This is a genomic window from Planctomycetia bacterium (genome assembly GCA_034440135.1).
GTDB lineage: Bacteria > Planctomycetota > Planctomycetia > Pirellulales > JALHLM01 > JALHLM01.
Window position 1 is genome coordinate 21,566 of sequence record JAWXBP010000448.1, and the last position, 13,550, is coordinate 35,115.

The 13,550-nt window shown below is 60.0% G+C and carries 7 protein-coding genes; all 7 read left to right on the forward strand.

From position 1 onward, the window contains the following. Positions 1 to 90 precede the first annotated feature (90 nt). The 7 genes from SGJ19_25970 (at position 91) to cas1 (ending at position 13,231) form a co-directional block, all read left to right on the forward strand. Entirely contained in the window at positions 91 to 4,593 is a 4,503-nt protein-coding gene (locus tag SGJ19_25970; protein ID MDZ4783711.1) for a LamG-like jellyroll fold domain-containing protein, read from the forward strand. Between the two features lie 232 nt (positions 4,594 to 4,825). After that, positions 4,826 to 7,519, forward strand: a complete 2,694-nt coding sequence (cas3u, locus tag SGJ19_25975; protein MDZ4783712.1) for a type I-U CRISPR-associated helicase/endonuclease Cas3 — start codon at positions 4,826 to 4,828, stop codon at positions 7,517 to 7,519. After that, the gene (locus SGJ19_25980; protein MDZ4783713.1) at positions 7,516 to 8,307 is read left to right on the forward strand and encodes a hypothetical protein; all 792 of its coding nucleotides are present in this window, start codon (positions 7,516 to 7,518) and stop codon (positions 8,305 to 8,307) included. The genes cas3u and SGJ19_25980 overlap by 4 nt, the downstream gene beginning before the upstream one ends. A 12-nt stretch (positions 8,308 to 8,319) precedes the next feature. Further along, a complete protein-coding gene (cas7u, locus tag SGJ19_25985; protein ID MDZ4783714.1) occupies positions 8,320 to 9,432 on the forward strand; it encodes a type I-U CRISPR-associated RAMP protein Csb1/Cas7u in 1,113 nt (370 codons plus the stop codon). Continuing rightward, on the forward strand, positions 9,432 to 10,949 hold the full coding sequence (gene csb2 / locus SGJ19_25990) for a type I-U CRISPR-associated protein Csb2 (GenBank protein MDZ4783715.1): 1,518 nt from the start codon (positions 9,432 to 9,434) through the stop codon (positions 10,947 to 10,949). Before cas7u ends, csb2 begins: the two co-directional genes overlap by 1 nt. Positions 10,950 to 11,092: 143 nt before the next feature. Beyond that, positions 11,093 to 11,383, forward strand: a complete 291-nt coding sequence (cas2, locus tag SGJ19_25995; protein ID MDZ4783716.1) for a CRISPR-associated endonuclease Cas2 — start codon at positions 11,093 to 11,095, stop codon at positions 11,381 to 11,383. Positions 11,384 to 11,452: 69 nt separating this feature from the next. Next, a complete protein-coding gene (cas1, locus tag SGJ19_26000) occupies positions 11,453 to 13,231 on the forward strand; it encodes a CRISPR-associated endonuclease Cas1 (GenBank protein ID MDZ4783717.1) in 1,779 nt (592 codons plus the stop codon). Positions 13,232 to 13,550 lie beyond the last annotated feature (319 nt).

The following is a 13,550-nucleotide window of genomic DNA, read 5'->3' on the forward strand; positions in this document are numbered from 1 at the left end:
ACACGGGCACTTTTGAGTGTGCAGCCGCTTGGAATCACTGCGATTGAGGGGCCGCGGGTGCCCTTGAATTCGACGGTCATGGAGTGGGCCGTGAACCCACAAAACCGTCATCCGTATCTGCTGCTCGCGCAAAGCAATTGGACGAATGGTGAGGCGATGGCAAACGCCCTCGAAGGGCATTTGGCCACGATCAATAGCAATTCCGAGAACAACTGGGTGTGGGATACATTCGTCCCAACGCATCAAAATGGTCCACCCCCGTATGGTCGTCGGCTATTGTGGATTGGGCTCAACGATGCTGGGCAGGAGGGTGCCTACGAGTGGGCGGATGGGCAGGGGGCGGACTACACCAATTGGCAGCCAGATCAGCCGACCGGCGAAGGCGAAGATTTTGTTCAGATGGGCTATGGCGATTACAATGACTTCGACCCGACCTGGAATGATCTTGCCGATGTTTCATTTCAAGATCCGTTCCCGATGCATGGCGTGGTCGAGGTGCCATTCTCAGTCCGCCGGATTCCTGTACCGGAGTCCAGCACATTGGACTTCAAGCCGGAGCAATTGGCAATTGCGTTCAGTGGCGCTTTGTCCACGATCGGTGGGGCGACAGGTGCGGCAAGCGTCACCAATCCGGAGAACTGGCGGTTGACCCGCAATGGCGAGGACGCGTCACAACACCTAGCTCAAGTCACGCTGCTGCTCAATCAAACCTCAGATGAGTACGAAGCCGTCATCACTTTTGATGCGCCCCTGGATGCCGGCAGCTATCAGCTCACGGCTCTGGATTCAATTCGCGACGTCGATGGAGTTCCGATCGACGGCGATTCCGATGGACATCTGGGGGGCGACTTCTCGCGCGCGTTTTCTGTGTTTCCACAGTATTCGAACGTCGAGGTATTCGTCGCCTCCGGACTGATTCCACTTGCTGAACCACCATTCGTGCAATGGCACAGTGGCGACGGCGGAAACGACCATGCGTATGAGTTTGTCGCGGACACGTTAGACTGGCACGATGCCAATGCAGATGCGACGACGCGCGAACGACCGATGGGATTCACGAACGGGCATTTGGCAACGATTTCCAGTGCTGCCGAGAACGGTTTTTTTGGGGCAGCACTGCCACACTCACAGGCGTTGATTGGCTTTACGGACGAAGCTCGTGAGGGTGAATGGCGGTGGATCGATGATACGGATGGGATTTGGCAGGATCCGAATGAATTCGCGGCGCCAATTCAGACGGCCTACACGGCTTGGGGGCATAACCAGCCAAGCAGCGACGAAGGCAGTGGGGGAGAGGATTTTGCACACATTCACTACAGCCAGGTAGGCGATTGGAACGACGTCGACGATGCAGTTTTTCCGTACTTGGTCGAGTATGATCCGTTGCCTGTTTTGTTGGCGCCTGATCCGATCAGCGAAGCCGAACATCTATCGTTCGACGTCCCTCAGTTGGTCGTATCGTTCAGTGAGGAACTTGATACGGCGGCCGGAAGCCTCAACCCACATAGTCCCACTAATCTGGCAAACTGGACGTTGTCGAGAAACGGCGTCGACGTCAGCAGTCGCATTGCGGCGATCGACTGGCTCTTCAACCCCGACAGGAATCGCTACGAGGCGGTGCTGTCACTCGACGCGCCCCTCGGCGCCGGTGCCTACTTGCTCACCGCCCGGGACGGAATCCACGATTTGGCCGGCAACGCACTCGACGGTGACTACGACGGCGAGCCAGGTGGCGACTTCACGCGCACATTCTACATTGGCAATGCATCACCGAGTGCCGACGCCGGGGGCCCCTACGCAATCGCCGAGGGTGAATCACTTCAGCTTGATGCGAGCGGAAGCACCGACCCTGACGAGGGCCAGGCGCTGATTTACTCCTGGGACTTGAACGGCGACGGTGACTACAGCGACGCCAGCGGAGTCGGCCCATTGTTATCGTGGGCCGAGTTGACTGCATTGGGCATTGCGGACGTCGGCACATATGCCCTTCGACTGCGCGTAACGGATGACGCGGGGGCAGCGAGCGACGCCGACACGACGGTGACGATCACGAACGCGGCCCCGTCAAACCTGCAACTTGACCCGCTGGAGGCCTATCTCGAAGGCAGTGAGGTGGTGCTCACGGGACGATTCGACGATCCCGGACAGGGGGACTCGCACACCGTTTCGATCGATTGGGGAGATGGCCAGACGACTGCCTTGCCGGTGGCGCTCGGAGCCCGCAATTTCTCGGTCGCGCACTCCTACCTGGACAATAACCCGGCCGGCTATTTTACCGCCCAGGTGACTGTCAGCGACGACGACGGCGGCGAGACGACCGCCAGCCAAGACATCTTCATCAGTAACGCCGACCCGACGATCGTCGACTTGATCGCCACTCCCAACGCTGTGGATGAAGGCAGCACGGTGACCGTGACCGGGCGGATTGCTGACCCAAGCTTCGACGTGCTGAATGGCCTCACGGCGCGCTACGACTTCAACGGCGACGTAGCCGACTTGAGCGGTTTTGGCAATGACGGGACGGTTTTCGGTCCGGTTCCAACCGCCGATCGCTTTGGGATTCCGGACGGCGCCTTTTTATTCGACGGCGAGGATGACTACATTCAGCTACCGGAAAGCAGCGCCTTCGACTCCACTGACTATTCCGTCAGCCTTTGGTTCCGCGCGGAATCGACGCCCGCGCAGGCGGGAATGCTGATCTCTAAAGGCCAGAACAACGTCGAGATTCACACCGCGGGCCACACCGGCGCAACCTCGATGACGTTCTTGCCGCGGTATGGTGGCGGCCAGGATTGGCACACCGAAACAGATGCGTACGCGCTTCACGAGTGGACGCATGTGGTGGCAGTGTATCGTTCCGCAACGGAAGTCCGCTTTTATGTGAATGGGGCTGAAGTGCCGTTGTTCGGGCCGACTGTTGCGGAAAATGCTCCTGACAATCCCCTCCACGCCCGCTTGGGAATGCGCACGGACAACACGCTCGCGTTCCACGGCGCGATCGACGACGTGCGGATTTACAGTCGAGCGCTGAGCACGTCTGAAGCGGCGGGGTTGTTTACTTTGGTCCCATCAGTGGACACCCATAGCGTTGTGATCGACTGGGGGCACGGCACGACCTCGGATGCGGTCGTTGATGCCGTTGCACACACCTTCACCGCGACGCACATGTACCTCGACGACGACCCCAGTGGGACGCCGGCGGATGTGTATACAATCTCCGCAACCGTGAACGATGATGATGGCGGCAGCGGCGCGGCCGCGACCGACGTGACCGTGGCCAATGTCGCGCCGACTGTGGCGATCACGGCGATTCCGATCGTCATTAACGTCGGTCAGCCGTTCACGCTGCAAGCGCTGGCCGACGACCCCGGCAAGCTGGATACGATTGCCTTCCACTGGCAGGTCACGCGAAACGGACAGTCAGTCGCCGTGGGGGCAGGCGAGTCGTTCACGTTCACGCCGTTGGAGTCGACGGCCTATCTTTTCACGCTCACCGGTGTCGATGATGACGGTGGAATCGGTACAGCGCAAAGTGTTCTCGAAGCCGGACCTTGCGCGCTGCCAGGCGATACGAACGGCGACTGCTCCGTCGGCGTGGTCGATCTGAACAACGTCCGAAATCACTTCGGCGAAACGGGGCTGGGGGTTGTGGATCTGTCGTTCAACGCCCCAGCGCCGGGCACGCTCCTGGATAAGGATAGCGTGGGGACTGGCTTCACGCACCGCTTGCCGGGTACCGGAGACAACCTGCCGGTGACCGATCCAAACATGGACCTGGAGCCAGGGATCAACGGAAGATTGCTGCTCAAAAGTACGCAATCAAACGCTAACGGGGGGCTGAACCTGGCAGTATTGGAAGCGCCAGGCGTGTTCCAAGAAGGGATTGCGCAAGACGACTTGAATCTGACGGCGACCTTCCGGAACGTACAAGTGCCGAACAGCGGTGACAACCTGACGCTGTATGCCGGCACGGCGTGGGATAACGCCGTGCGCGTCGGCTTTCATGATTCGAACGTCTACCACCTCGCCATCAATCGCGGCGGCGTCGACGAGATTCTCTATTCAACGGCGATTAACGCCTTCGCGCCTGGTGATGATGTTACTCTCACCTTGTCGCGTCGCGCAGGGAAGTGGTCTGTGTCATGGCAGAATCAGGCGCACCCGGTCGCGAGTGGCGAGTCGCCATCATTCGAATTGCCGTGGTTGAACGTCGAATCGAACCTGTACTTGGGGGTCCAGCATGCCAGCCCGACCACCGCGGTTCAGCAAACCGCCACAATCGACAGCTTCACGCTCGACATTTTGCGGCCAATTCCTGGGGATTCCAACGGCGACTTCATCGTCGACTTGAACGACCTGAATGCGGTGCGGAACAACTTTGGGACGAGCTTCCCGTCGCCGCAGGCCGGCTTTAGCGTCGCGGGTCCGCCAAGAGTGACCGCGGTTGAAGCCAACAGGGTTCAAGTTCAGCGCGACGCGACCGACGCGGTTTTTGCCCGTATGGCGACGGACGCGATGCAATCGGGCTGGATGGACGCTGGCTTGGAGCGGTTAGCTTTCCCGGCCCAGCGACGAGGGAAGTTGCGTCGGTAGAGAAGCAAAGGCCGAGGTGCCATACAACTGGCCGGCGGTATCGAGTGCGAGTTGTTCGGAATTTGATTTGCGCGGCAGCGAACGTGGTTGCATCGGAACGCGCCTCATGGATATTAGGGCCAAAATTAGTGCGAAACGATCGTGTACTTGCTTGCCATGCTGAGCGAGATCGAGCGAAAATGAAGACTAGTGAAGTCGATTCCATTGGACGGCAACTGAAAGGTTATTGTGGATGACATGCAATAGGTTGCCGAGCGTAGAATTCGACGAGGCATTTCGGCGGTTGACAGGGAATGCTCCGTTTCCCTGGCAATGTTCACTCTATAACGAGTGGTTTTTGCATGGCAAGATTCCGTCTGGCTGCGATATCCCCACCGGATTGGGCAAGACGAGCGTGATCGCTGTGTGGCTGATTGCATTGGCCAACGGGGCAAATCTGCCGCGGCGCCTGGTGTATATTGTGAATCGCCGTACCGTGGTTGATCAAACGACGACCGAGGTGGAGAAGCTTCGCGCCAAGATCGTTGAAAGTGAGCTCGACGTCGGACTCAGAGCGCTATGCGGGGTTCCGTTACCTGATAAGGAGCCACCGCTGGCCATCAGCACTCTGCGCGGCCAATTCGCCGACAATCGCGAATGGTCCGCTGACCCCTCGCGTCCAGCGGTGATTTGCGGCACGGTGGACATGATCGGTTCACGGTTGCTGTTCAGCGGTTACGGCGTGGGCTTCAAGGGGAGGCCGCTGCATGCGGGCTTTCTCGGCCAGGATGTGCTGTACGCACATGACGAGGCGCATCTGGAGCCGGCGTTTCAGCACTTGTTGACTGCCATCAAGAAAGAACAAGGTCGCTGTAGGGATTGCTCGCCGTTCCACGTCATGGAACTCTCGGCGACCTCGCGCGGAGAGGACTCGAGCGTGCAGGAAGCGATCTTTCGGCTAACCGACGAAGAACGGAGTCCGCCGAAGCTGTTACCCGATGATCCCACAGAGCCGATCCATTGCGCCTGGCACCGCTTAAGGGCGACCAAGTCGCTGGCGTTGCATCGAATCGAGGACGAAAAGAAGGAGCTGGCGGACAAAATCGCGCAGTTGGCGATTGAGCACACGGTATCCGGGTCCGCTGTATTGATCTTCGTGCGAACGCTCGATGACGTGAAAAAGGTTTACGAAAAGCTGACCGCAAAGGGCTCCGGCATCGACGCGAATCATGTCCAGACGCTGACCGGAACAATGCGCGGTTGGGAGCGCGATCGCATGGCGGACCCGCGCCGAAGCGATGCGTCTCCCGTGTTCGCCCGGTTCCTTAAGCCGCCAAGAAAAGACGCTCCGGAGGAAGAGCAATGGCGGATCGAACCGATCGGTAGCGCGGTGTACCTGATTTGCACGAGCGCGGGCGAAGTGGGGGTCAATCTCTCGGCCGACCACATGGCCTGCGACCTGTCCACCTTCGAGAGCATGACTCAACGGTTCGGGCGCGTAAACCGGTTCGGCAATCGCAAAGATACGCGCATTGACGTGGTTTATCCGGCCACCTTCGACGACAAGCATCCGCTCACGCCAGCTCGCCGGGCCACGAAGGAACTTCTGGAACGCCTGAACTGCGACGCTAGCCCACTGACTTTGAGCAACCTCGACGCCAAGCAACGCCAAGGCGCCTTTGCGCCGAAACCTATGATCCTGCCCGCCACCGAAACCCTTTTTGACGCCTGGGCGCTGACCAGTATCCGGGGCAAGATGCCCGGGCGCCCGGAGGTGGCGGATTATTTACATGGGATCGCGGAGTGGGAACCGCCGCGAACCCGAGTCGCGTGGCGGGAGGAGGTTAATCTCGTCGTCGGTGATCGGCTCGAACGCTATGAGCCCATAGACTTGTTGGACGAGTACGCCCTTCTCCCCCGCGAGTTGCTCAGCGATGCTAGTGAGCGAGTGCTGAGGGAACTCGATGCGATGCGCGACCGCTTGTTGGGGGCTGTGTATCCGGTGTGGCTGGTCAACGATAGTGGCGAAGTCGAGGTGCTGACGCTCGAAAAGCTGCTTTCGGTGGACAAGAAGCAAGCGACCGCTCGCATCAAGGACCGTACGTTGTTGCTACCTCCTTCCGCTGGAGGATTGTCTTCCAGCGGTATTCTGGATGGCGCATCACCACACGCTTACGACGTGGCTGACAAGTCCAATGGGGACGATGACGACCGCATTCGCGTGTTGTCCGATGACGCGGGCTACGACACGAAGACCAAAGGGATGCGCCGCGTGCTAAGCGTCGAACTGGACCTCGGCGGGGAGGGCGACGAGCCCCGCGCATGGGACTGGTTCAAACGCAGGCCGCTGGAAGGCGGGCGCACCGCTCAGCGGCCGGTGCGATGGGACGTGCATGTGAAGGACGTAGTGGACCATTGCGATTTTATCTTGGGGCGGCTCAAACTGCCAACGGACATCAAGCAGGCCATCCATATTGCGGCTAGGCTACATGATCACGGCAAGCGGCGCGAGCAGTTTCAGTTCGGGCTGGGCAATCGCAATTATCCGGAACGAGTGCTGGCTAAGTCGGGGGGCGCCGCAGTGCGATTTCCGGAGACGTATCGTCACGAGTTCGGCTCCATCATTGACGCAGCCGAGGAGGCCGAATTTCAAGCCCTCACCACGGAATTGCAGGACCTCGTGCTGCACTTGATCGCCGCGCATCACGGTCGAGCCCGGCCGCACTTCCCTCTGGACGAGGCGTACGACCCGGACCACCGCCCGATCATCAGTGACGCCGTGGCCACCGAGGTTCCCCGTCGATTCGCGCGGCTGCAGCGCCGCTATGGCCGCTGGGGCCTCGCGTATTTGGAATCACTGCTCCGCGCCGCCGACTGGGCCGCCAGCGCCGAACCATCGGAGTTCGAGTCACAATCCGAGCGGCAAATGCAGGAGGTAGCGCCATGACCAACTATCCGGAACCGGCATGGTGGGTCAGCGTAGACGTGACCAACCCTGGGCAATTCTTCGCCTGCTGCGGACTGTTGGAAATGGCGGACCGGCTTTGGCCTGGAGCGGAGGGGTGGTTTGAGAATGATGCGAGGTTGTTCCACGTTGCTTGCGGTGGAACGCTGCCCACGCTCGTCGACGCCATCGCCAACGCCGTTCTTGTGCATTCCAACAAAGCAGATCCATACTCATCGCCGCTGGTTATCGCTAACCCGTTTCGTGCGCTATCAGTCGACTGGTGGGAAACGGACCGGATTGGCGCTAAGGACTTAAAGGTGTGGGCTGGAACGATGGAGAGCTTCGGGATTGCATGTGCGATGCAGCAAGCTATCAGAGACAAGCGGTTTCACGGGCCACAGCTGCTTGATATCGGCATGGTCGTGACAAATCCGCACGATCCGTCCAAGAAGAAAGAGCCGTTCTATTTCGATTCTCGGCGAGCACCGAATGCGCACTCCCGAGACGTCGGCTTTTCGCTCAATGACATGCAATTCACGAGCATCGCCCATCCCGCCGTCGAACTCCTGTGCCTAATCGGGCTCCAAGTGGCTCGACCGGCGACTACTTCAGTCCGGCGAGTGTACGACTACTTTACCTGGAGCTCGCCGCTTGCTTCCAGCCTGCTCCTGGCAGCTTCAACCGGCAGCCTTGCTATGCGAGGTCAGCGAGCATATCGCTTCGAGAACTGGTTTCGCACTGGTCAGAAGAAACACAAAGCATTCCGATCCGCCGTCCCAATTAATTGAGGAGCGCCTGAAATGTCAGGGTTGTCGAGTTTCGACCAATACTTAGACGATGCAGGTCCCCCGGCACTCGTCATCCGTGAATATCTCATGCCAGTCGAAGGGGACGGCGGCGTATTGTTCCCCGCGACGTTCGCCGCCGGGGACGGATTTGCCGGCGGTTACAACATCGACACGGACACCAGCGGCAAGAGTGTCTGCCTGGTTGACAGCGTTGGATCCCAGGCGAATCGCATCGAGCCGCTGTTTATGCAGGAGAAATACCGCGAGCTTGTCCCACAGGTCGTGATTAATGCTGGGGGGAAACAGGTCAACCTTCTCGAAGCGGGGCATCGTGCGGGTGACGCGCTTCTGCGCTGCACTTCGCTCCAGGGGGAGTTGCGGGCCGCGTTCGATGCCGTTCTTAGGGGCGACGCCGAGCCAATGGCAAAGATCGCGCCGACGTCGCTGGTGTTCGGCGTGTGGGATTCCCGCGACACCCAAGCGAAACTTCCGCGGCTGGTCGCCTCGACGATCCGAGCATTAAACGTCCGTAGACTCACGCGTGCAGCAGTGTACACTCCTCCGCTCGACTATAGTGCGCTGGACGTGTTCAGCGCCGAAGACAGGGCGAAGGCCGAGGGTAACAATAAGAGCCCGCTTGCGCAGCGAGGCTTTGTACACAACCCTGCATCCGCGGCATATGGCGGCGTGATCGCCGATGGCGACATTCGTCGCGACGCCACGCTTGGCCTTGCGGCGCTGCGCATGCTCCATTCCGGTAAAGACCGCGACAAGACACTGGCCATGCGGAGATACATCCTCGGTTTGTCGCTGGTCGCGTTTACTTCCCCGCCTGCGAGTTACTTGCGACAAGGCTGTATGTTGGTGCTACATCCGGACCAGCCGCGCGAGTTCGTCGAAGTGCATTTCGATGGCAGGCGGGCACCGTGCGACATCTCGCATGAGATTGCGTTGGCGTTTGCGATCGAAGCCGCGAAGGGATTTGGCGTCGGAAGGAATCGAACTGTCGACTTCGAGAACGCCCGGGCCCAGAACGACGTAAAGGGGGATGAGAGCAAGAAACCCAAAGCGAAAGCCGGAAGGAAGGCGGCCGCCACGGCGCCTGAAGAGTCGGAGGAAAACTGATGTCATCGTACTTCTGTCTGTCAGTCCGATTTCTTCAGCACTTCGCTCACGGACGTCGCGATGGCGCTGAGCCGGAGTGGCCGCCATCTCCCCTGCGGGCGTTTCAAGCGTTATTGGCCGCTGCGGCTGGTCGCTGGAACGAGCGAACCGAATTGGTGCACGCTGCGCCCGCGCTGCGCTGGTTGGAAAGCCAAGCGGAACCGCAAGTCGTCGCGGCCGAAGGATTGTGCTCGGAAGTGAAGTGCCTTACGTACGTGCCCGACAACACTGCTGATTTACTCGTGCCCGCCTGGAAACGAGGAGATGTGACCGCCACCGTGAAGCGTGCAGAGAAGGTCGTGCGTCCCACGCATCTCGCCGGCGACGCGGTTCACTTTCTATATGCACTACCGCACGACCGTGCTGAGTGTGACGGCCATTTTCCGACGCTAAAAGCGGCCGCTCGTAGCATTACGCATCTTGGGTGGGGCATCGACATGGCGGTGGGCGATGCCAGTATTATCACCGCTGACGAGGCGGCGAGCCTGCCCGGGTATTGCTGGAGACCGGCGCCAGCGGGCGGAACTCCATTGCGAGTCCCCGTGGAGGGCACGCTGGACGATTTGATGCGCAAACACCGGGATTTTCTCAATCGGCTGCCCAAGGATGGGTTTCGCCCCGTGCCGCCGCTACGGGCGTTTAGAGTCCAAGCCTACCGGCGCGGCGACATGCCGCTGCAACGTCCCTACCGCATTTTTGAGCTTCGCAACCTGGATGGTACGCGCTTTCGTTACCCGCAGAGTAAGTTTGTCTGCATCGCTGGCATGGTTCGTCACCTGGCAATCAAGGCGATGATGAAAGCGCCGCCACGAGACGTCCCGGACGATTGGGTCGAAACCTACATCGCTGGACACGCAAAGGACGGGGCCAAGGAACATCGTCAACTATCCTATTTGCCCCTGCCGTCGATTGGGCACCTGCACACCAACCCCAGCGTTCGACGGGTCATCCTGGCTGCTTCGCCTGGCGAGGAGGAACGGCTAGATTACGTAGCGCGGCTTTTGGCGGGGCAGCCGCTCCGACCGGAGCAGGAGGATGAGTTCGCCGCGCGCGGCGTGAACGATCCGCCGCTGCTGGTACCGATGAAAGGGGACGGAGTGTCGCGGCGCTACACGGAGTCCGCTAACATCTGGCATAGCTTCACTCCCGTCATCCTTCCCGGGCATGATGACCACAACCCGGAAAAAACCCGAAGGTTAATTGAGCGTACGCTATCACAGTCAGGCATCGAACAACCATGCTCGTTCGAGTGGTCCGCGTTTTCACGCTTCTCCAAGGCGCTGTCGGCCCACAAATACGACAAGGACAAGAAGCCGACCGGATACAAGCGCCCTAAACATCTTCAAACCCAAACGGCAGTTCACCTGACGTTGCGATTCAACGACTGCGTGAATGTGCCCGGCCCGCTGGTGATCGGCGCCGGTCGCCACTGCGGGTTTGGAGTGATGGCGAATGCTGGATCTGACGTGGACGCCTAGTACACGTTCGCGGAGGGGACCGGCGATGGCGAAATGACGGGGCCAACTTGCTTGCCGCGATGCTTGGACTACACTAGAGCCAACGTCTCGACGGTGGACATGAATGCACGGACGCGCCCACGCTTCTGGAATGAGCGCCGGCCATGCGAAGCACTTACCTCGTCTGCTACGACATCCGTGACGACAAGCGGTTACGGCAGGTATTCAAAGTCATGCGGGACTTTGGCGATCACCTGCAGTACTCGATTTTCGAGTGCCAATTCACGGCCATCGATTTGGCCAAGTGCCGGCATGTGCTGTGCGAGATTATCAAGCACACCGAGGACCAGGTGCTGTTCGTCGACTTAGGACCGACCGAAGGCCGCGGCGAGCGCGTGATTACCGCGCTCGGACAACCGTATTCGCCGATCAGCGCGCCGTGCGTTGTCGTCTAGCGATGCTCCGTGTATTTGCGTCGGTTCAGTCACCGCATGGACGTCCAACCCTAGTTGAGGAGGCGTGCCGTGACCCATTCCGCCGATGCTCCCGCGTATTTGCCGGCACGGATGCTCAACGAGTTCGTGTACTGTCCGCGGCTTTTCTACTATGAATGGGTCGAGGGGGTCTTCGCCCATAACTGCGAAACGGTCGAAGGCGCGTTGCGACACGCCAAGCTCGACGCGCGGGAAGACGCGCTGACGCCGGCCGAGGAACTCGCGCCTGACGATTGCTTGCATTCCCGTTCGGTCAGCTTGTCGAGTGATATCCACGGCCTGATCGCGAAGATCGACCTGGTCGAGGCGGCCGATGGAGTCGTAACTCCCGTCGATTACAAGCGGGGAGCGCCGCGGAAGAACGTCGACACCGGCGTACTCGAAGCTTGGGACGCCGACCGCGTGCAACTTGCCGTACAGGCGCTCGTGCTCCGCGACAATGGTTATGCATGTCGCGAGGCGATCATTTACTATGTCGCTACCAAGCAGCGCGTGTGGATCGCCATCGACGAGTCGCTAATAGCCCAGACGTTGCAGGCGCTCGCCGACGCGCGGGCCGCGGCCGAATCCGAGGAGATTCCACCACCGCTCGTGGACAGTCCGAAGTGCCCCCGCTGCTCGCTAGTGGGAATCTGCCTTCCGGACGAGACCTGGGCCTGCCGAGTCAACGTCGACGGCGCGCGACATTCAGCGCAGCGCATGTTGTTCGATACGGGGTCACCCCTCGCTGCGGCGGCTGGGCGCGACGGCGAAACCCGTCGCCTCATGTCAGCGCGCGACGACTTGCGGCCGCTGTACCTCAATACGCAAGGACTTTACGTTGGCAAGTCGGGTAACGTGCTCAAGGTGAAGCAGAAGGACAAAGTTGTCCAGGAAGTGCGGATCGGCGAGACCTGTCAAGTGAACGTGTTTGGCAACATCCAGCTTTCCACGCAGGCGATCCAAACGCTTTGCGAAAATGAAGTGCCGGTCGCATTTTTCTCCATGGGAGGCTGGTTTTACGGCGTTATGCAGGGGCTGGGAGTGCGAAACATCTACCTGCGCCGCGAACAGTTTCGCCTGGCCGATGTGCCGGCGTTCTGCCTGCGGCTGGCGCGATCACTGGTCATCGGCAAGATCAAGAATCAACGCACGATGTTGCAAAGGAACCACGTCGAGCCGCCGTCGGGCACTATCGCATTCCTCAAGTGCATGATGGACGACGCCGAACATGCCGAGTCATTCGATCAGTTGCTCGGACTGGAAGGAATTGCGGCGCGGGCCTATTTCGAGCGGCTTCCGGGCATGATCAAAGTCGACGCTTCGGACGGTTCGAAGGATCGCGCAGCGCCGGAGTTCAATTTCGATTTCACGCGTCGTAACCGGCGCCCGCCGCGGGACCCGGTGAACGCGCTCTTGTCGCTGGCCTACAGCGTGCTGGCCAAGGATCTAACAATCGTCTGCCATGCCGTCGGCCTCGATCCTTACCTGGGATTCTATCACCAACCGCGTTTCGGCCGGGCGGCGCTGGCGTTGGACTTGATGGAGCCATTTCGGCCGCTGATCGCCGATTCGGCCGTGCTGTCGGCGGTAAACACGCGGATGGTCACGCCGCGCGACTTTATTCGCACGGGTGAAGCGGTCGCCCTGCGGCCTGAGGGGAGGAAAGCGTTCTTCCGCGCGTATGAACAGCGAATGGACACGCTGGTCACCCATCCGCTGTTCGGCTACCGTGTCACCTATCGACGGCTGCTAGAGATTCAGGCTCGGCTGCTGGCTCGAGTGCTCACAGGCGAGATCAGCCAGTATCCCGTGTTTGTAACGCGCTAGAGCGACCAAACTCGAATTTCGTTGGGCAGAGCTCGGCGAGCGGCGACGTGGCGCACGGAGTCCGGAGACTGCTCGCAATGCGCAAGGGTAGGTGCGATAATGATTTGGCAATGGCGAGAGGCGCGGATCGCTACTGTCAGCGGCTCGCTCGTCGGGACCACTCGCAATATGCGTCGTGGGTCTTTGGCAATTCGGAACTTACGAGGTCAGGCATTCCGCGGCTGATCAGCCGCGGCCACATTGAAGCATCACCGAGTAAGGGGCCCACGGGTGGGAGTTGAAGCATTCCGCGGCTGATCAGCCGCGGCCACATTGAAGC

Bases quoted from the DNA above. Each gene is read 5' to 3' on its own strand.
- cas3u (MDZ4783712.1), top strand. From the start codon at position 4,826: ATGACATGCAATAGGTTGCCGAGCGTAGAATTCGACGAGGCATTTCGG.
- SGJ19_25980 (MDZ4783713.1), top strand. From the start codon at position 7,516: ATGACCAACTATCCGGAACCGGCATGGTGGGTCAGCGTAGACGTGACC.
- cas7u (MDZ4783714.1), top strand. From the start codon at position 8,320: ATGTCAGGGTTGTCGAGTTTCGACCAATACTTAGACGATGCAGGTCCC.
- csb2 (MDZ4783715.1), top strand. From the start codon at position 9,432: ATGTCATCGTACTTCTGTCTGTCAGTCCGATTTCTTCAGCACTTCGCT.
- cas2 (MDZ4783716.1), top strand. From the start codon at position 11,093: ATGCGAAGCACTTACCTCGTCTGCTACGACATCCGTGACGACAAGCGG.